General features: G+C 30.7%; 17 protein-coding genes. All 17 read left to right on the top strand.

Annotated elements, in window-relative coordinates; all coding sequences use genetic code 11:
* Positions 1-66: 66 nt before the first annotated feature.
* The 17 genes from dusB to DYA59_RS05160 all read left to right on the top strand — a co-directional run bounded on the left by dusB (position 67) and on the right by DYA59_RS05160 (position 21,486).
* A complete protein-coding gene (dusB, locus tag DYA59_RS05240) occupies positions 67-1,023 on the top strand; it encodes a tRNA dihydrouridine synthase DusB (protein ID WP_115270066.1) in 957 nt (318 codons plus the stop codon).
* Entirely contained in the window at positions 1,023-3,644 is a 2,622-nt protein-coding gene (gene mutS / locus DYA59_RS05235; RefSeq protein ID WP_115270064.1) for a DNA mismatch repair protein MutS, read from the top strand. The genes dusB and mutS overlap by 1 nt, the downstream gene beginning before the upstream one ends.
* Before the next feature lie 3 nt (positions 3,645-3,647).
* Positions 3,648-6,332, top strand: coding sequence for an LPS export ABC transporter periplasmic protein LptC (locus DYA59_RS05230; RefSeq protein ID WP_115270062.1), 2,685 nt, complete (start codon positions 3,648-3,650; stop codon positions 6,330-6,332).
* A gap of 9 nt (positions 6,333-6,341) precedes the next feature.
* Positions 6,342-7,067, top strand: a complete 726-nt coding sequence (lptB, locus tag DYA59_RS05225) for an LPS export ABC transporter ATP-binding protein (RefSeq protein ID WP_115270060.1) — start codon at positions 6,342-6,344, stop codon at positions 7,065-7,067.
* A 227-nt stretch (positions 7,068-7,294) separates the two neighbouring features.
* A complete protein-coding gene (alaS, locus tag DYA59_RS05220; protein WP_115270058.1) occupies positions 7,295-9,895 on the top strand; it encodes an alanine--tRNA ligase in 2,601 nt (866 codons plus the stop codon).
* 9 nt (positions 9,896-9,904) lie between these two features.
* Positions 9,905-10,324: a Holliday junction resolvase RuvX gene (gene ruvX / locus DYA59_RS05215; RefSeq protein ID WP_115270056.1), complete on the top strand. Its 420-nt coding sequence runs from the start codon at positions 9,905-9,907 to the stop codon at positions 10,322-10,324.
* A 14-nt stretch (positions 10,325-10,338) separates the two neighbouring features.
* Entirely contained in the window at positions 10,339-11,571 is a 1,233-nt protein-coding gene (secD, locus tag DYA59_RS05210) for a protein translocase subunit SecD (RefSeq protein WP_115270054.1), read from the top strand.
* Positions 11,562-12,512 carry a protein translocase subunit SecF gene (gene secF / locus DYA59_RS05205; RefSeq protein ID WP_115270052.1) on the top strand — a complete coding sequence of 317 codons (951 nt, stop codon included), beginning with the start codon at positions 11,562-11,564 and terminating at the stop codon, positions 12,510-12,512. The genes secD and secF overlap by 10 nt, the downstream gene beginning before the upstream one ends.
* A gap of 278 nt (positions 12,513-12,790) precedes the next feature.
* Positions 12,791-13,888, top strand: coding sequence for an alanine racemase (gene alr / locus DYA59_RS05200; protein WP_115270050.1), 1,098 nt, complete (start codon positions 12,791-12,793; stop codon positions 13,886-13,888).
* 9 nt (positions 13,889-13,897) lie between these two features.
* Positions 13,898-15,079 (top strand): class I SAM-dependent rRNA methyltransferase, encoded by a 1,182-nt coding sequence (locus DYA59_RS05195; protein ID WP_115270048.1) that lies wholly within the window; start codon positions 13,898-13,900, stop codon positions 15,077-15,079.
* A 12-nt stretch (positions 15,080-15,091) separates the two neighbouring features.
* Positions 15,092-15,625, top strand: a complete 534-nt coding sequence (locus DYA59_RS05190; RefSeq protein WP_115270046.1) for a CvpA family protein — start codon at positions 15,092-15,094, stop codon at positions 15,623-15,625.
* A 9-nt stretch (positions 15,626-15,634) separates the two neighbouring features.
* The gene (locus DYA59_RS05185) at positions 15,635-16,711 is read left to right on the top strand and encodes an LptF/LptG family permease (protein ID WP_115270044.1); all 1,077 of its coding nucleotides are present in this window, start codon (positions 15,635-15,637) and stop codon (positions 16,709-16,711) included.
* Positions 16,711-17,793, top strand: a complete 1,083-nt coding sequence (locus DYA59_RS05180) for an LptF/LptG family permease (RefSeq protein WP_115270042.1) — start codon at positions 16,711-16,713, stop codon at positions 17,791-17,793. The genes DYA59_RS05185 and DYA59_RS05180 overlap by 1 nt, the downstream gene beginning before the upstream one ends.
* Positions 17,794-17,815: 22 nt before the next feature.
* Positions 17,816-19,039 (top strand): M16 family metallopeptidase, encoded by a 1,224-nt coding sequence (locus tag DYA59_RS05175; RefSeq protein ID WP_115270040.1) that lies wholly within the window; start codon positions 17,816-17,818, stop codon positions 19,037-19,039.
* Between the two features lie 12 nt (positions 19,040-19,051).
* Complete coding sequence (gene dut / locus DYA59_RS05170; RefSeq protein WP_115270038.1) at positions 19,052-19,492, top strand: dUTP diphosphatase; 441 nt, start codon at positions 19,052-19,054, stop codon at positions 19,490-19,492.
* A 10-nt stretch (positions 19,493-19,502) separates the two neighbouring features.
* A complete protein-coding gene (rodA, locus tag DYA59_RS05165; protein WP_115270037.1) occupies positions 19,503-20,609 on the top strand; it encodes a rod shape-determining protein RodA in 1,107 nt (368 codons plus the stop codon).
* A 7-nt stretch (positions 20,610-20,616) separates the two neighbouring features.
* On the top strand, positions 20,617-21,486 hold the full coding sequence (locus tag DYA59_RS05160; RefSeq protein ID WP_115270035.1) for an RluA family pseudouridine synthase: 870 nt from the start codon (positions 20,617-20,619) through the stop codon (positions 21,484-21,486).
* Position 21,487 lies beyond the last annotated feature (1 nt).

The raw sequence follows: 21,487 nt of genomic DNA, 5'->3' as shown, positions 1-21,487 counted from the left end.
AATACTATAAATATGGTAAAATTTTTAGATTGAGATATCTTTTCGATTAAAGATGGAGGAAAAAATATGATAAAAATATACATAGCTCCAATAGCTGGAGTTACTGATTATACATATAGAGGAATATTAAAAGAATTTAATCCAGATATGCTATTTACAGAGATGGTAAGTATTAATGCCATGGAGTGTGCTGCAGAGAAAACTTTAAGAGTCATATTAAGACTTAGAGAAGGAGATTCTGTTCAACTATTTGGAAAAGATATACCTAAAATGGTAGAGAGTGCTAAAGCCATTGAAAAAATGGGAGTAAAACATATAGATATTAATTCTGGTTGTCCTGTAAAAAAGATCACAAGTAATGGGTATGGGTCAGCATTAATGGCAAATCCAGATCATATAAGAGCTATATTATCGGAGCTGAGAAGTGCCCTTAATGATGATACTGGATTATCTATCAAGATAAGAGCTGGATATAAGGAGTTTAAAAACCCAGTAGAGATAGCAAAAATAGCAGAAGAAGTTGGATGTAAACATATTACTGTTCATGGAAGAACTAGAGAACAGATGTATACTGGTAAAGCTGATTGGGATATAATTAAGGCAGTTAAGGAAAGTGTAGGTATTCCTGTAATAGGAAATGGAGATATATTTACAGCTGAGGATGCTAAGGAAAGAATAGAGCATTCAGGAGTTGATGGAGTGATGTTAGCTAGGGGAATATTTGGTAATCCTTGGTTAATAAGAGATATTAGAGAATATTTAGAATATGGAAGAGTTTTACACCCTATAACTTCATTAGATAGAATAAATATGGCAATAGAACATACTAAAAGAACTCAGTTTGATCATCCAGAAAGACCTTTTATATTTGAACTTAGAAAACATATTTGTTGGTATTTAAAAGGGATAAGAAATTCAAATCCAATTAAAGATAAGATAAATCACACTGATAAGTACGAAGAGGTTTTAGACTTATTGAATATATTAAAAGCTGAAATAGAAAAAGAGGGAGTTGAAGAGTAATGGCAGAAACGCCGCTTATGAGTCAATATAGAGAGATAAAATCCCAATATACAGATAGTATATTATTATTTAGACTTGGTGATTTTTATGAAATGTTTTTTGATGATGCTGTTACAGCTTCAAAGGAGTTAGGACTTACTCTAACAAGTAGAAACAGAGAAAAAGATTTAGATATACCATTAGCTGGTGTACCCTACCATTCAGTGGCTTCATACATAGCTAAACTTGTGGCTAAAGGGTATAAAGTAGCTATATGTGATCAAGTAGAAGATCCAAAGTCAGCCAAGGGAATAGTAAAAAGAGAAGTTACTCGAATAATCACACCTGGAACAGTTATAGATACTGATTTTTTAGATGAAAAAAGTAATAACTATCTGATGGGTATAAAAATAACAGATGAGTATGTGGCATTGGCCTATATTGATATTACTACTGGTGAGTTTAAAGCTAGCGAAATATATGGAAAAGAGAGTTTTTTTAAGTTATTAGGGGAGATAAATAAAGTTGCACCTAAGGAGATACTTTTAGATGAAGCATCTTATGATAGATATATAGAGGAATTTAAAAAACATAATTCACTGAGTGAGATAAAGTTTACTAAGACTGTAGAAAGGAAAAAAGCCGATTCATATCTAAAGGATTATTTTAAAGTAATATCTTTAGAAAGCTATGGTTTGAAGGATAAAAAAGGAGCGATAAAAGCTTCAGCCATGGTATTAGAATATGTAGTAGAACTACAAAAAGGGAAGGAGCTACCTATTACAAGTTTGAGCTATATCAATAGTGAAAAAGTGATGGAACTAAATATTACAACGCAGAGGAATTTAGATATAGTGGATAATTATAGGGAAAGAAATAGTGCTGGAACTCTTTTGTGGGTATTAGATGAATGTATGACATCTATGGGAAGTAGATTATTAAAAAAATTTTTAAAAAACCCACTTCTAGATGTAGAAAAGATAAAAAAAAGACAAGAAGATGTAGGTTATTTTATAGAGAATGTACTTTTGAGAGAAGAGATTAGAGAAAAATTAAAAGATATCTATGATATTGAAAGAATATTAGGAAAACTTATTTTAGAAACAGAAAATGGTAGAGATCTAATAGCATTGAAAAAATCTATAAAAAACTCTCTAGAGATATATAAGCTTTTAAAAGGAAATTCTCTTTTTGAGATAGATATAAAAGTTCTTGTAGAGATCTATAATATTATAGAAAAAGCCATAGTAGATGAGCCACCTTTTTCAATAAGAGAGGGAGGAGTAATAAGATCAGGTTATAATGCAGACCTTGATGAGTTACATGGAATATCTAAAGACGGAAAAGATTATATTTTAGAGATAGAGAATAGAGAAAGAGAAAGAACAGGAATAAAGGGGCTTAAGATAAAATATAATAAGGTGTTTGGATACTTCATTGAGGTAACTAAGGTAAACTCAGCCTTAGTACCAGAAGATTATATCAGAAAGCAGACTCTGGCTAATGCAGAGAGATATATAGTTGCTGATCTAAAGGAATATGAGGAAAAAGTATTAAATGCTAAGGAAAGAATAGAGACTTTAGAGTACCATCTATTTAAGGAGTTGACAGCAGAAATAAAAAAATATAGAGAGGACCTACAAAATTTAGCTTACAAGGTAGCTTATTTAGATGTGATTACAGATTTTTCACATATAGCTATAAAAAATTCCTATGTGCGGCCAGATGTAGATGATGGAGGAGATATAGAGATAATAGCTGGAAGGCATCCAGTCATAGAAAAATTAATACCAGTTGGAGAATTTGTAAAAAATAATATAGTTTTTGATGATAAAAGAGAGATAATAATTCTTACGGGACCTAATATGTCTGGTAAATCTACATATATGAAACAAACAGCTCTTATAATAATAATGGCACATATAGGGTCATATGTTCCAGCTAACTATGCAAAGATTGGACTTGTAGATAAGATATTTACTAGGGTTGGTGCTAGTGATGATTTGCTTACTGGACAGTCTACCTTTATGTTGGAGATGAGTGAAGTAGCTAATATAGTTAATAGTGCTACTAAAAAGTCTTTCATTATTTTAGATGAAATAGGAAGAGGAACTTCTACTTTTGATGGTATCTCAATAGCTACAGCTATTACAGAATATATTCATGAGAAAATTGGAGCCAAGACAATATTTGCTACACATTATCATGAGCTTACTCAGCTTGAAGATAAACTTGAAAAATCTGAAAATTTTAGAATAGAAGTAAAGGAAGATGAAAATGAGATAATTTTCTTAAGAGAAATAGTAAAAGGTGGAGCAGATAAATCTTATGGAATAGAAGTTGCAAGACTTGCAGGTTTGCCAAAAGAGATACTAGAAAGATCAAAAGCTATTTTAAAAAGATTAGAGGAAAGAAAAGAAATAGTTGAAAAAAATCTTGGTGGGGAGCAATTACTTTTATTTGGAAATATCGCTTCACAAAATAAAGAATGTTCAAAAAAAGAGACTCCTAAAATAGGAGAGTTAACTAAAGAACAAAAGATAGTAATGCGAGTATTAGATGAAATAGAACCTGAAAAATTAACACCATTGGAGGCATTATTAAAGCTTAATGAGTTGAAAAAAATATTAAATGGGAGTTAAAATATGGATAAAAAAAAGATAATATATGGAATCATAGCTATTATAGTTGTGATATTAGGATATTTTAATTACTTTGGAGAAGAAAAAGATTTAAGTGAGTTAGAGCAAGTAATAGAGACAACTAATGTAACTTATAAAAATGAAGATTATATTGTAGAAGCTGAGTTACAAAAAGATTATGTAAAAGAAAATGAAACAGGATTTGAAAAGGCTAAGGCAAAAGTAAATGATATGTTAATCTCTGGGGATAATGTATTTATTGATAAATTAAGAAATTTAGCTTTGAAAAATAATATCTTAGGAATAAGTCCAAATGGTTGGAGCTTTAAGGCTGAAACTGCTGATTACAATAAGCTTAAAGATGAGATAAAATCTACTACTGGTGTAACTGCTACAAATGAGAAAAGAGGTATAAAAATATCTGGGAAAAATTTTATAACTGATTCTAAGATGAGTTATATAGAACTTACTGAGGATGTGACATTAGAAAATGAAAGTGTAGCTATAAAAGGAGATAAAGGTGAATACAGTGATTTGACAAAGATTGTTGTACTTTCTGATAATATTACTCTTGAAGGTAGGGGAGATAATCTAGGGCTAGTAGATGGAAATTTTAAGACTTTGAAATATAATTCAGAAAGTAGAATATTAGAGGCTTGGGAACCATTTGACATTCTGTATAAGGGGATAAAGTTATCAGCAGAATCTCTATATTTTAAAGAGGATACAGAGGCATTAAAAATTTCTAAAAATGTTGTAATAGAAACTAATGGATTTAAGATTTATGTAGATAGATTAGATAAGAAAGATAATAGTGAAATAATAAAAATTGCTGGAAAAATAAAAGGTAGTGATGGGGTTTACTCTTTTGAAGGAGATAAGGGAGAGTACAATACTGAAAGTAAAATCTTAACTATCTTAGGAAATATAAAGGGAAATTCAACTAAGGGAGAGAAGTTATTTGGAGATAGATTGGTCTACAATACAGAGAGTAAACTCATGACTTTTTATGCAGAAAAAAATGTGAAGTATTCTTCAGAAGATGGAGAGTTAGTAGCAAAAATTTTTAGTTATAACACTGAAACTAAAGAGATGAATACAGATGGAGCCTATACTTTTATCGGACCTAAGTATGAGAGTAAAGGAAAAAATCTCTATTATAATGAGAGAACAAAAGATATAAAAATAACAGATGGGTATCTTTTAGATAAGAATAAAAATCAAAAACTTAGTGGAAAAAATATAGCTCATAATTTGATAACACAAGATAGTTCTATAGTTGGAAAGGCACTCATGGAAGATGAAAAATATTCCCTTTCGAGTGAGAGTATTATCTATACAGGAATAGATAAAAATGCTAAAATAAATGGTGAATATATTGTCAAATCTCAAGATAGTGGAATGAAACTTTATGGAAAAGATGCTATTTATAATCAAGGAAATGGTGAATTCTTAAGTGCTGGCAATGTAAAATTACAAAATGGAAACTATATGGCTAATGGAACAGATCTTACTTATAATACAAAAACTGGATTAGGAAAATTGGGAAGTAGTATAGAGATAGTAAATCCTAAAGACAACATAAGAATAACTGGGGATACTTTCTCTTTCAAAAATGGAGAGTATTTAGAGATAGCTGGAAATCTTCATATGGAAGGGGAAAATGTCATTGTAGATTCAGAGGTAGCTAAATATGACTTAAGGGATAAAAATATCTACATTCCAGAAAAAATAGATTTTAAGACGAAAGATGGAAAAACTTATGGTATAATGAGTAATGGAGTTTACTATCCAAAGGGTTCAAAATTTGTTGGAGATAATTTCAATGGTAAGAGTAATACAGCAACTCTTACAAGTAAGAAGATGACGTATTTTTCTCAAGAGGAGAAAGCGTTATTTAAAGGTAAGGTATTGATGAAAGATACAGATTTTGTATTCAAGGGAGAGAGTGTTGAATACTATCCAAAAACTGAAGTGATAAAATCATTAGAGAAATATGTTGTTGATTATAGAGATTTTGTATTTAAAGGCGATAATGGAGTCTTTAATAATAAAACTGGAATTCTAGATGGAAATAGATCTGATATCACTAGTATAAATGGAGATAGATTTATTTCAGATAAGGTTCATGGAGATTTAAATGAGATGATAATTGATTTTACTGGAAATGTAAATGGACATGTAAATGATGAGGGAGTTATCACAACATTTAGTGGGGAATTTTCAAGAGTTTATTTTAAAAATGTTGGAAAGTATGAAATACTAAGAAGTGAGATAAGAGATAATGCTGTATTTATTCAAGATAATAAAAAATTAGAATCTGACTATATAGAGGTAGATTCTAATAGAAACTTACTTTTTTCTAATGAGAATACAAAATTTACTCTAGTAGATGAGATAAATGGACAGATAACTATAGAATCGGCAGTGGCAGAGATAGATATAAAAAGAGATCTAGCTATATTGATAGGAAATGTTCATATTAAAAATAATAATCCTGAATATGGTTTGAGTGAGGTAACAGCAGATAGAGGGATAATCAAGCAAAAAGTTGGAACAGTAGAGTTAATAGGAAAGGTAAAAATAGAGAATAATGAGTCAATAGTACAGGCAGACAGAGGAATTTATAATATGAATACTAAGAAAATAAAAGCTTCTGGAAATGTTTATGTAGACTATAAGAAATAAGGAGAGAATATGATAAATTTATCAGCTCAAAATTTATGTAAAAGTTATAAAAAAAGAAAAGTTGTGGATAGTGTTAGTCTTGATGTAAAAAAAGGTGAGATAGTAGGACTTTTAGGACCAAATGGAGCTGGAAAAACAACAACTTTCTACATGATAATGGGGATAGTAAGACCTGAGAGTGGAAAGGTGTTTTGTGATAATGTGGAGGTTACAGATTATCCAATGTACAAAAGAGCTAATATGGGTATTGGTTATCTTGCTCAAGAACCATCAATTTTTAGAAATTTAACAGTTGAAGAAAATATAGCTGCTGTACTTGAGATGAAAGGAATAAATAAAGCAGAACAAAAAGAAACAATCAATAAACTTCTTGAGGAGTTTAAGCTTACTCATGTTCAAAAATCTTTAGGATTTTCTCTTTCTGGTGGTGAGAGAAGAAGAGTGGAGATAGCAAGAACAATAGCTAATAATCCTAGTTTTATCTTATTAGATGAGCCTTTTGCTGGAGTTGACCCAATAGCAGTAGAGGATATACAACAGATAATAAGATATTTAAAAAATAGAGGTTTAGGAATACTAATTACTGACCACAGTGTAAGAGAGACGCTTAGAATTACTGAGAAAGCCTATATAATGGCTCAAGGAAAAGTACTTATAAGTGGAACTCCTGAAGAGATAGCGGAGAATGAAACTGCTAGAAAAATCTATCTAGGAGAAAAGTTCAAATTGGACTAGATCATTAAATTTTAAAAATTGTTCCAAGTTCAAGAAAGTTGATTAATTAGGCTTATCTCACTAAAAACACAAAACTCGTTTCACTCAAACAGTTGTGTTTTTAAGCGTTCGATTTCGCTGTATTAATCTAACTTTCTCTCACTACTTCCACAATTTTTGAAAATTAATCATAATAAGATAACAAAGGAAAAAATTTAATTTAAAAATAGAAACAAACTGGAGGAAATATGCTAACAGGAAATCAAATCAGAAAAGAGTTCATAGAATTCTTTAAAAAGAAAAATCACAAACATTTTGAAAGTGCATCTCTAATTCCAGATGATCCAACACTTTTATTAACAGTTGCAGGAATGGTACCATTTAAACCTTATTTTTTAGGTCAAAAGGAAGCTCCATATCCAAGAGTAACTACTTATCAAAAATCAATCAGAACTAATGATTTAGAAAATGTTGGAAGAACAGCTAGGCACCATACTTTTTTTGAAATGTTAGGAAACTTCTCATTTGGAGATTATTTCAAAGAGGAAGCAATAGTTTGGTCTTGGGAATTTGTAACAGAAGTATTAGGACTAGACAAGGACAAATTATGGGTATCTGTATTTACAACAGATGACGAAGCTGAAAAAATTTGGATAGAGAAATGTAACTTTCCTAAGGAGAGAATAGTAAGACTAGGAGAGGATGAAAACTGGTGGGCAGCTGGACCAACAGGTTCTTGTGGACCTTGTTCAGAAATCCACGTAGATTTAGGACCAGCTTATGGAGGAGATGAGAACTCTAAGCTTGGAGATGAGGGAACAGACAACCGTTTCATAGAGATTTGGAACCTAGTATTTACAGAGTGGAACAGAATGGAAGATGGATCATTAGAACCACTACCTAAGAAAAATATAGATACTGGAGCTGGACTAGAAAGAGTTACAGCTATGGTACAAGGAAAATCTAATAACTTTGAAACAGACTTATTATTCCCACTAGTAGAAGAGGCTGGAAGATTAACTGATACTAAATATGGAGAAGATAAAGAAAAAGATTTCTCTTTAAAAGTTATAACTGACCACTCAAGAGCAGTTACTTTCTTAATAAATGATGGAGTAATTCCATCTAATGAAGGAAGAGGATATGTATTAAGAAGAATCTTAAGAAGAGCTGTAAGACACGGAAGATTATTAGGAGAATCAGAGTTATTCCTATATAAGATGGTAGATAAAGTTGTAGAGATGATGAATGAAGCTTATCCAGATTTAAATGATAACTTAGAGCACATCAAAAAAGTAGTTAAGATAGAGGAAGAAAAATTCTCTCGTACTCTTGACCAAGGAATACAACTTGTAAACCAAGAGATAGAAAAAGTAAAATCAGAAGGTGGAAAGAAACTTTCTGGAGATATAACTTTCAGATTATATGACACTTATGGATTCCCATATGAGTTAACTGAAGAGATATGTGAAGAGAAAGGTGTAGAGGTTTCAAGAGAAGAGTTTGAAGCTAAGATGGAAGAGCAAAAAGAGAAAGCTAGAGCATCTAGAGAAGTTGTAATGGAAAAAGGGCAAGATAGCTTTATCGAAGAGTTCTATGATAAATATGGAGCTACTAATTTTGTAGGATATGAAACTTTAAAAGAGACAGCTAAATTATTAAGTATCAGAGAGGGAAAAGATGGAAAAACTCTTATGATATTTGATACAACTCCTTTCTATGGAGAGTCTGGAGGACAAATTGCTGATACAGGAGTTATCTCTGGAAATGGATTTGAAGGAAAAGTAGTAGATGTTCAAAAACAAAAAGGAATATTTACTCATACAGTTGAAGTAATAAAAGGAGAAGCTAAAGAGGGAGAGGAGTATCTATTAGAAGTAGATGAGATGAATAGACTTGCTACTGCTAAAAACCATACAGCTACTCACTTATTACACAAGGCTTTAAGAGAGGTACTTGGAACTCACGTACAACAAGCTGGTTCATTAGTAAATGGACAAAGATTAAGATTTGATTTCAACCACTATGAAGCTATGACTTCTGAAGAGATTGAAAAAGTAGAGAATTTAGTAAATGAAAAAATAGCTGAATCTCTATGTGTAACAGTAAGAAATATGAGTATGGACGAAGCTAAAAAAGAGGGAGCTATGGCTCTATTTGGAGATAAATATGGGGATATAGTAAGAGTTGTAAAAGTAGATGATTTCTCTATTGAGCTTTGTGGAGGAACTCATATCGATAATATAGCTAAGATAGGATTATTCAAAATAGAGTCTGAAAGTGGAATAGCTGCTGGAGTAAGAAGAATAGAGGCAGTTACAGGACTTGGAGCTTATGAATTAGTTAAGAAAATGGAGAGAACACTTAAAGAGATAGCTAAGACAGTAAAATCTGATGAGGCTAATGTAGTTGAAAGAGTTGAAAAGATGACTGAAACTTTAAGAGAGAACTCTAAAGAGATAGAGACATTAAAAGCTAAGATAACTAACTATGAAGCTGGTTCATTAAATGATGCTGCTGAAGAGATAAATGGAGTAAAAGTTGTAATAAAAACTTTCAAAGATAAAACAGCTGAAGAGTTAAGACAAATGGTAGACTCTTTAAAAGATAAACTAGGAAGTTGTGTAGTTGTACTTGCTTCTGGAGAGGATAAAGCTGTATTTGCTGTAGGAGTAACTAAGGACTTAATAGGAAAAGTTAAAGCTGGAAACTTAGTAAAAGAAGCTGCTCAAATAGCTGGAGGAAATGGAGGAGGAAGACCTGACTTTGCTCAAGCTGGAGGAAAAGATGCTTCTAAGATAGAGGAAGCTGTAGCTAAAGTTAAAGAAACTCTAAAAACTTTATTATAAGGGGTAAAAATGTTTAAAAAATATGTTGCCTTAGATGTTGGTGATGTGAGAATAGGTGTGGCTAAATCTGATATAATGGGGATATTAGCCACTCCCCTTGAAGTTATTGACAGAAGAAAAGTAAAGGCAGTAAAAAGAATAGAGGAGATACTTATTCAGGAGAATACAAAATCTCTTGTAATAGGGATACCAAAAAGCTTAGATGGAACAGAAAAAAGACAAGCTGAAAAAGTTAGAGAATTTATAGAAAAGCTCAATAAGAGTATTGAGGGATTAGAAATCTTTGAAGTAGATGAAAGACTTACTACTGTTTCTGCTGACAGACTTTTGAATGAGACTAATAAAAAAGGTGCATTAGAAAAGAGAAAAGTAGTAGATAAGGTAGCAGCTGCTATAATACTTCAAGCTTTCTTAGACAGAAAAAAATAGAGTTGGAGGGGAAAATGAGTTCAAAATTAATGATGAGATTGCTCCTTATAATAATGGTAGTCTGTGGAGCTATGTGGTTAAGTTTTGCTAAACCTACTAAATTAGGACTTGATTTAAAAGGTGGAGTATATGTGGTATTAGAAGCGATACCAGAAGAGGGAGTTACTATTGATTCAGAAGCGATGGATAGACTTATAGAGGTACTAGATAGAAGAATAAATGGTCTAGGGGTTGCTGAGTCTGTAGTACAAAAAGCTGGAGATAATAGGGTAATTATTGAATTACCAGGGATAAGTAATACAGAAGATGCTATTAAAATGATAGGAAAAACAGCACTTTTGGAGTTTAAGATTATGAATCAAGATGGAACCTTAGGAGAGACTCTACTTACAGGAGGAGCACTTAAAAAGGCTGATGTTTCATATGATAACTTAGGTAGACCTCAAATTCAGTTTGAGATGAATCAAGAGGGAGCTGTAAAATTTGCTGAAATAACTAGAAATAATATAGGAAAGCAATTAGCTATAACTCTAGATGGAGCTGTACAAACAGCACCTATGATAAATTCTGAAATTCCAAGTGGAAGTGGAGTAATTACAGGAAATTATACTGTTGAAGAGGCTAAGGCTACTGCTACTCTTTTGAATGCTGGAGCACTTCCAGTGAAGGCTGAAATAGCTGAAACAAGAACAGTAGGAGCATCTCTAGGTGATGAATCAATAGCACAAAGTAAAAATGCAGCTATGTTTGCTATGGCTTTAATAGGTATATTTATGATAGTATTTTATAGATTACCTGGAATAGTTGCAGATATAGCTTTATTGATATTTGGACTTATAACTTTTGGAAGTTTGAATTTTATAGATGCGACACTTACTTTACCAGGTATAGCTGGTCTTATTCTTTCAGCTGGTATGGCTGTTGACGCCAATGTAATTATCTTTGAAAGAATAAAAGAAGAGTTAAGATTAGGAAATAGTATTACAAATAGTATTGGTGTAGGATTTAATAAGGGGTTTGTAGCTATATTTGACTCAAATGTCACTACTCTCATAATTACAACAATTCTATTTACATTTGGAACAGGACCAGTAAAAGGTTTTGCTGTAACTCTAACAATAGGTACGTTGGCATCTATGTTTACAGCTATTACAATAACAAAAATATTGTTATTAGTATTTGTAAAAGTATTTAAATTTGAAAGATCAGAGTTATTTGGAGTGAAGGGGGGAGAGATATGCAAGTAGGAATAATAAGAAATACTAAAAAGTTTTTAGGACTTTCTGTTGTATTGGTTATAATTTCCCTTGGAGTACTTTTAACTAGAGGTTTAAATTATGGAATAGATTTTTCTGGAGGAAGTCTTACACAGGTAAAATTTGAAAAAGTTGTTTCTCTAACTGAAATAAATAGTGTACTAGATGGAGTGGCAAAAAATATTCCTCAGCTTAGTGGAAACAGCAGAAAAGTGCAAGTATCTGAGGGAAACACTGTCATTATAAGAACTCAAGAGTTAACTGAAGCACAAAAAGAGGCTTTATTAGATAGTTTGAATACAGTAGGAAAATATGATATAGATAAGGTGGAAAAAGTTGGAGCTAGTATAGGAAAAGAGCTAAAAACTTCAGCTATATACTCACTGCTAATTGGTTCTGTCTTAATAGTAGCTTACATAACTTTCAGATTTGAATTTATATTTTCATTAGGGGCTATAATAGCTTTGATACATGATTTAATTATAGCAATAGGGGTAATATCACTTTTAGGTTATGAGATAGATACTCCATTTATAGCAGCTGTATTAACTATATTAGGATATTCTATTAATGATACGATAGTTGTATTTGATAGAATTAGAGAGAATATAAAGCGTAAAACAAAACAAAAACTTACTTTTGAAGAGCTTTTAGATAAGAGTATAAATCAAGTTATGATAAGATCAATAAATACATCAGTTACAACACTTTTTGCTATAATAGCAATATTAATTTTTGGTGGAGATTCACTTAGAACTTTTATAGTGACACTTTTAGTGGGAATATTAGCTGGAACATATAGTTCCGTATTTATAGCAACTCCAATAGTTTATCTATTAGATAAAAAGAAAAGAGATGGAGGAAATTCTGGAATAGAGAAAAAACTTCAAAAGGAAGAAACTAAAGAAGCAAAAGAAAAAATACTAGTTTAAAGAATATTTTTAGCTACTCAGCTATTTTTAAAAGAAAATTAAGAATTGTTCCATATTCCAAGAAGTTGATTAACTACGAGTTCATCTCACTAAAAATGCAAGGGTTAAGTCTTCGACTTATTGCATTTTTTAGCGTTCGATTTCGCTGAGTTAATCTAACTTCTCTTCATAAATTACACAATTCTTTGAGTTTTCTTTGAGTTATTAGCTGAGTAGTTACAATATTTTTCAAATAAATTTATAGTGAAAGTGAGATTATTGCAGAGAGAGGGAACAAAATGAGAGCATGGTTAGAAATAGAGATGGATAATTTAATTTTTAACATAAATAAAATAAGAGAAAAAGTAAATAATAGGGAGATAATGGCAGTAGTCAAAGCTAATAGCTATGGATTTGGAGCAAAGGAAACTGTGAGATATCTATCAGAGCATGGAGTAAAAGCTTTTGCTGTGGCTTGTTTAGATGAGGCAATGGATCTAAAAGAAGCTGGAATAGAAAATGAAATATTAATTTTAGGAATACTATTTCCTGAAGAGATAGAAGTTGCTAATGAAAATAATATTCAAATAACAGTTGGAAATTGGAAGCAATTAGAATATATAAAGAAAAATACTTTAAAAGTAGGTATACATATAAAGATAGATACAGGTATGGGAAGATTAGGATTTTTACCAGAAGAGGGAGAGAGAGTAATAGATTACTGTCTTGAAAATGCTATAAATATAATGGGTATCTATTCACATCTTTCTGATGCAGATGGATTTAATAAAGAATCAGATGATTATACAGAAACTCAAATTAAAAAATTTCAAATTTTTGAAAAGTATAAAGACAGAGTAAAATATCTTCATATTTTAAATAGTGGAGGTATTTTAAGGTTCAATGAGAAAATTAGTGGAAATATTGTAAGAGCTGGAATATGTATGTATGGTATGATAGCTAATTATAGAGTAGAGGATTTAAAGAGAGTATTTTGTGTAAAAACAAAGATTTTATCAATAAGAACAGTAGAAGATGATTCTTTTATCTCATATGGAAGAAAATATGTACTTCATAAAGGGGAAACATTTGCTACTATTGGAATGGGATATGCAGATGGAATAAAGAAAGAGTTTTCAAATAAAAGCTATGTTATTATTGAAGAGGAAAAATGTCCAATAATTGGAGAGATATGTATGGATATGTGTATGGTAAAAATACCAGAGTCCATAAAGAATAAAATATCTCTTGGTACAGAGGTAATTGTAGTGAGAGATGATATCATAGAGGAGATAAATATAGAACATAAGTGTTCTTGGGATATACTTACAGGGATAGGTAGAAGAGTATATAGAGTATATAAGGAGAATGGAAAACCATATTTAGTAACAAGATAAGGAGCGAAAATGGCAAAAATAATTTTGCAAAAGGGAAAAGAGAAGAAAATTCAAAACTTTTATCCTAATGTATTTAAAGATGAAGTAAAAAATATAATAGGAAAGATAGAAAATGGAGATGTAGTAGATGTTTGTGCTGAGGATATGACATTTGTAGGAAGAGGATATGTAACTGACTCTACATCTGCTTATGTGAGAGTACTTACTACAAAAGATGAAAAGATAGATAAAGATTTTATCTTAAATAAAATAAGAAGTGCCTATAAAAAGAGAGAACACTTATATAATGAAACAAACTGTATAAGAGCATTTTTCTCAGAGGGAGATGGGATTCCAGGACTTATAATAGATAAATTTGACAAATATGTAGCAGTACAATTTAGAAATTCTGGAGTAGAAAGATTTAGACAAGAGATAATAAATGCTATTAAAAAAGTTATGAAACCAAAGGGAATCTATGAAAGAAGTGACGTAGAAAATAGAACTCATGAGGGAGTAGAGCAAAAGACAGGAATTATCTTTGGTGAAATTCCAGAAAGAGTTATTATGGAGGATAATGGACTTAAGTATGGAATAGATATTATAGATGGACAAAAAACAGGATTTTTCTTAGATCAAAGAGATTCTAGAAAATTTATTAGAAAGTATTTAAATAAAGATACTAGATTCTTAGATGTATTTTCTAGTAGTGGTGGATTTTCTATGGCTGCTTTAAAAGAGAATTGCAAAAAGGTTGTAGCTATAGATAAGGAACCTCATGCTCTTGAACTATGTAGAGAAAATTATGAATTAAATGGGTTTGAAGGAAATTATACAACTATGGAAGGAGATGCTTTTTTACTTCTTAAGACACTTGTAGGAAGAGAAGAAAAGTATGATGTAATTACATTAGATCCACCATCTTTAATTAAGAGAAAGGCTGATATCCACAAAGGAAGAGATTTTTTCTTTGATCTATGTGATGATAGCTTTAAACTTTTAGAAGATGGAGGAATATTGGGAGTAATTACTTGTGCTTATCATATCTCCCTTCAAGATTTAATAGAAGTTACAAGAATGGCAGCCTCTAAAAATGGAAAACTTTTACAAGTGATAGGAATAAATTATCAGCCAGAAGACCATCCATGGATATTACATGTTCCAGAAACTTTATATTTAAAAGCACTATGGGTGAGAATAATTAATAGTTAGAAGGTGTGAATTATGTATTTAGATATTATTATATTAGTAGTATTGATTTTAGCGATCTTAGATGGATTAAAAAATGGATTTTTTGTAGAATTTTTATCAGTATTTGGTTTAGTTATCAATTTTATAGCAGCTAGATATTTTACTCCAATATTGATAAAATTTTTAAATCTTAAGTCAAATGATATTAATTATTTTATAGTCTATATAGTTATATTTTGGGCTGTTTATATTGTAATAGGACTACTATTACATTTCTTAAAAAATATTATGGAAACTTTGACAAAAGGGTTTATATTGAGAATTTTAGGTGGTTTAATAGGAGTTGCAAAAGGAGCAGTATTAGCCTTAGTGGTAGTTTTTATATTCAATTTTACAAGTGATTTATTTCCAGAGATAAAAAAATATGGGAATAACAGTAGAGCAGTAGAAACATTGTTAAAAGTAGCACCACTTATAGAGGAGTATATTCCGAAAGTATTTAAAGAGAGAATAGAAGCTGTAAAAAATGAGAAATTGATAGATAAGTATATAAATAAGATTTTTTAGGAGAGGTATATGAAATTAATAGATAAGTATATTTTAAATGAGATAAAGATTCCTATTCTCTTTGGAGTATCTCTATTTACCTTCATATTTTTGATAGATATTATAGTAGCTATGATGGAAAATATTATCGTAAAGGGAATATCCATAATAGATGTAATAAGAATTTTGTCATTCTATCTTCCGCCTATACTTTCACAAACTATACCAATGGGAATGTTTCTAGGGATAATGTTAACTTTTTCAAAGTTTACTAGAACAAGTGAGGCTACTGCTATGAGTGCTATTGGTATGTCATTAAAGGATATTGTGAAACCTATATTTGTAGCAGCTTGTTGTGTTACTCTTTTTATATTTTTCTTACAAGAGAGTATTATTCCAAGGTCAGTTGCAAAGTTACAGTTTTTAACTGCTAAAATAGCTTATGAAAATCCTATATTTCAACTTAAAGAGAAGACTTTTATAGATGAAGTAGACGAGTATAATCTATATATTGATAAGATGGTAGGAAAGGATAAAAAAGCAAAAGGAGTTTTGATATTTCAAAAGGTGGAAGATAAACCATTTCCAACTGTAATAGTTGGAGAGGAAGCCTATTGGAAAGATTCAGCTATGGTACTTACAAATTCAAAATTTTATAATTTTAATGATGAAGGGAAAGAAGTTTTAAGAGGGAAGTTTGATGAGAAAAAAATACCATTAGCTGCATATTTTAGCGAGATTGAGATAAGGGTAAAGGATATTGAAGCTATGGGAATAGGGACATTATTAAAAGAGATGAAGAATAAAACAGCTGCTGAGAAGTTGTCTTATAAGGTTGAGATAAATAAAAAGCTAGCAGTACCACTTTCTACAATGATGTTATCGTTGTTGGGAGTATTTCTTTCAATAGGACATCATAGAAGTGGTAAGGGAGCTAATTTTGCCTTGAGTTTGATAGTAATATTTTCTTATATCACCTGTTTAAATGTTGGAATGGTAATGGCGACTAAAGGTGTTATACCAGCATTTGTAGGAGTTTGGCTACCTAATTTGATACTTTTTCTATTGACATTCTATATGTATAAGAAAAAGATAGAGGTGATATAATGAAAATTATTGATAGATATATCAGTAAAAATTTTATAAAATCTTTTATGTTAAGTCTTGTAGCTTTTATGGGAATATTTATAGTAAGTCAACTTTTCAAAGTAGTAAAATACCTAAGTGATGGAAGATTTACTCCAGGAGATGCTGTTTACTACATAGTTACACTTCTTCCTAGAACCTTTATAGATGTAGCACCATTAGCAGTATTATTAGGAAGTATGATGACTATAAGTACTATGGCTTCAAATTTAGAGATTATTTCTCTAAAAACTTCTGGAATAAAATTTAGAAGGATAGTATTATTTCCTATTATAATATCAGCTATAATATCTGGAGTGGTGTTTTTTGTAAATGATACTCTTTATCCAATTTCTTTGAAAATAAATAGAGATTTGAGAAGTGGGGAGGTACAAAAAAGAGTTGCTCCTATAGAAAAAAGAAATGCTTTTTTAAGAGGGGAGGATTCTAACTATATATATCTTATGCAAAAGGTAAATAGAGAGACAGGATTTGCTGAAAATATAGAGATAGTAGATTTAAATAAAAGTTTTGATAAAATAGAGAGAATAATAACAGCTCCAGAGGGAAGATATAATTTTAGCAAAAAAGTATGGATGCTAAAAGATGTAAATATCTACTATGGAGATGATAATAAAAAGCCAGAAACAAAGGAATTTTTTTCAGATAGCAAATATGGAGATAGTCCTGAGCATTTTATAACTCTTACTGTTGAGCCAAGAACTCTTACTATAAAAGATTTGAAAAAGACTATTAGAGAGATGAAGAGTATTGGTGGAGATACTAGAGAGCTTTTGGTGGAGTTAGGAAATAGATACTCCTTCCCATTTGCAAGTTTCGTAATATCATTTTTAGGGCTTGCATTGGGAGGAAGATATGTGAGAGGAACTTCAGCTGTAAGTCTAGGTATTTGTGTTTTATTAGGTTATGGTTATTATGTAGTACAAGCTTCTTTTGAAGCTTTGAGTATCAATGGATTTTTAAATCCATTTTTGGGAGGTTGGCTTCCCAATATAATGTTTTTAGCAGTTGGAATTTATCTGTTGAATAAGGCTGAATATTAGTAGTAAAGAATGGAGAGGATTAATGAGTATAGAGATAAGAAAGCTTAGTAATGGAATACCTGTACTTATGGATAATATAGATAGTATAAATACTATAAGTCTGGGTATATTTGTAAAAACAGGATCAAGAGATGAGTATCCTGAGGAGAATGGAGTATCTCACTATATAGAGCATATGATGTTTAAAGGAACAACTAACAGAACTGCTAAAGATATTTCTGAAGAGGTAGATAATGAGGGTGGAATGATAAATGCCTATACAAGTAGAGATACAACTTGCTATTACATTCAAATGTTATCTAACAAGATAGAAAAGGGAGTAGAGATACTTTCAGATATGTTTGCCAACTCTACTTTTACAGAGGAAAATCTTGAAAAAGAGAGAAATGTAATAATAGAAGAGATAAGAATGTATGAGGATATTCCAGAGGAAACTATCCACGATGAGAATATAAAATTTGCTGTAACAGGAACTCAATCAAATAGTGTATTAGGAACAATAGAGAGTTTAAATGGAATAGATAGAGATAGATTTGTAAAATATTTTAAAGATCAATATAGAGCTTCTAATTTAGTTATTTCAGTAGCTGGGAAGATGGATTGTGATAAGTTATTTGAGATGCTAGAAAAAGGATTTGGAAAGTTAGAAGATTATCCTGTAGAGAGAAATATAGATAACAATTACACTATTAACAGTGGAGAAAATAAAATAGTTAGAGATACTAACCAAGTTCATCTATGTTTTAATACTAAAGGGGTAAGCCTTGTAGATGAGATGAAATATCCAGCAGCTATTATCTCTAGTGTATTAGGTGGAAATATGAGTTCAAGACTTTTCCAAAAGATTAGAGAGGAGAGAGGACTAGCTTATTCTGTTTATACATACTCAAGTGCTTTCTTAGAGGGAGGGATTTTTACTGTTTATGCAGGAACCACTCATGAAAGTTATCGTGATGTAATAGATATAATAAGAGCTGAATTTGAAGATATAAGAAAGAATGGAATAACAGCTTACGAGCTTCAAAAATCTAAAAATCAATTCTTAAGTATGCTTACATTTAGCTTAGAGGGAAGCAAAGGAAGAATGAATAGAATGGCAAATTCTTATCTATTATATGGAGAGGTAATAGATATAGATAAGATAATCAATTCCATAGAGAAAATAACTTTAGATGATATTAAAGAAACAGCTAAGGTTATTTTTGATGAAAAATATTATTCATGGACAATTTTAGGGAATATATAAGGAGAAATAGAGATGGAAAAAGTAAAAGTACAAGTTTTAATATCTGAGGGAGTTACTCTTCCAAAATATGAAACATCTGGTTCAGCTGGAATGGATGTTAGAGCAAATATTTCTGAGCCAATAGTTTTAGGATCATTAGAGAGAGTATTAGTTCCAACAGGGATAAAAATGGCAATACCAGAGGGATATGAGGTACAGGTAAGACCAAGAAGTGGACTTGCACTAAAACACGGTATCAGTATGGCTAATACACCTGGAACAATAGATAGTGATTATAGAGGAGAGATTGGAGTTATTCTTATTAATCTTAGTAAAGAGGAATATGTAATAGAGCCTCAAGAAAGAATAGGACAGCTTGTATTAAATAAAGTGGCACAGATGGATTTTGAAGTTGTAGAAAGTTTAGATGAAACTGAAAGAGGTGCTGGAGGATTTGGGCACACTGGAAAATAAGAGGTAGTAGATGAAGAGTAGTAGAGATATAAAGCTTTTTTTTAAAAGATTAAAAAAAATGAATAACTTCCTTGTTTTAAATGCAATAATAATAGTGGCAATAAGTATATCTACTATATATAGTGCAACTATTACAAGGACTTCATCATTTTATATAAAAGAGAGTATTTGGGCTGTAATAGGAGTATTTAGTTATTTATTTGTCACTATGATAGACTACAGAAAATATTTAAAGTACTATAAAGTTTTGTATCTTTTAAATATAGTGATTTTGTGCTCTGTTTTTTTGTTAGGAGTGAGTAGATTAGGAGCTCAAAGATGGATAGACTTAGGTCCTGTGAGTATACAGCCATCAGAGATTGGAAAGGTTTTGTTAGTGATAACTTTATCAGCATTTTTATCTACATACTTTAAAGATAGAGTTGTAGGGATAAAAAGTGTAATAATTGCTGGAGCACATATGGCTCCAGTTTTATTACTTATTTTAAAGCAACCTGATTTGGGAACAACACTGATAATACTTATGACTTTTAGTGTAATTATATTTATGTGTGGTTTGGATTGGAAAACCATAATAATTTTTGGAATAAGTGGAATGGCCTTTGTTCCATTTGCTTATTTTTTCCTATTGAAAGATTATCAAAGACAAAGAGTTCTTACTTTTTTAAATCCAGAAGCAGATCTATTAGGGAGTGGTTGGAATGTAACACAGTCTATGATAGCTATAGGGTCAGGAAAGCTTTACGGAAAAGGATTTTTAAATAGCAGTCAAAGTAAGCTTAAATTTCTACCAGAAGCTCATACAGACTTTATAGTTTCAGTTTTTTTAGAAGAAAGAGGTTTTATAGGAGGAGCTTTACTTTTTTTGCTATATATTATTTTAATTATGCAAATAATATATGTGGCTGAAACAACTAGTGATAGATTTGGAAAACTTGTATGTTATGGTATAGCCGCTATTTTCTTTTTTCATTTTGTGATAAATGTAGGAATGACTATGGGAATTATGCCAGTTACAGGGAAACCATTGCTACTTATGAGTTATGGAGGAACTTCACTACTTATTAGTTTTATAATGTTGGGTATAGTCCAAAGTGTGAGAATATATAGAGACTAGGAGAGATATGGAATATATAATAGATAGGGAGTATGAAGATGTAAGGTTAGATAAATTTTTAAGAAAAAATTTACCTAATATGTCACTCAGTGAAATTTTTAAATGTATAAGAGTAGGGAAAATAAAGGTAAATGGAAAAAAAGCTAAGGAGAGTTATCGGCTTCAAAGATATGATATAGTAAAGTTATTTTTTACAGTAGAAAATAAAGAGGACAAAAGGGAAAATAAGATTGAAACAGAAGAATTAAAGGAGATAAAAAAGCTTATTATATACGAAGATGAAAATCTTTTAATTTTGAATAAAAAAGCTGGTATGGTAATGCATAAGGGAAGTGCACATAAATATGGTGTTTCTGAAATATTAAAGGAGTACTTAAAAAATCCTAATTTTAATTTTATCAATAGGATTGATAAAGCTACTTCAGGGATAGTTGTAGGAGCTAAAACTCTTGTAGTAACTAGAGAGTTATCTGAAGATATAAGAGAGAGAAAAATAGAGAAGAAATATTATATTCTAGTTGAAGGAAGGATAAAAAAAGCAGAGTTTCAAATAAAAAGTTACTTGAAAAGGTTAGATGATAGGGTTGTAGAGTTAGAAAAATATGAAGAGGGAGCTAAAGAGAGTTTAAGTTTTTTTAAAGTTATAGAATATGGAAAAGATTGTACATTACTAGAGGGTAAATTAGAAAGTGGAAGGACACATCAGTTGAGAGTACAGCTAGCCTCAATGGGAAATCCAATAGTAGGAGATACTAAATATGGAAAAAGCAAAGATAGGATGATGTATCTGTTTTCTCACTATCTAAAAATAGATAGGTATGGAGTAGAAATAGATTTGCCAATTCCAAAAGAATATATTCAAAGATTATCTAAATAAA

The organism is Fusobacterium necrogenes, from assembly GCF_900450765.1.
Classification (GTDB): Bacteria; Fusobacteriota; Fusobacteriia; order Fusobacteriales; family Fusobacteriaceae; genus Fusobacterium_A; species Fusobacterium_A necrogenes.
This window is presented reverse-complemented; position numbering and strand designations above follow the sequence as displayed.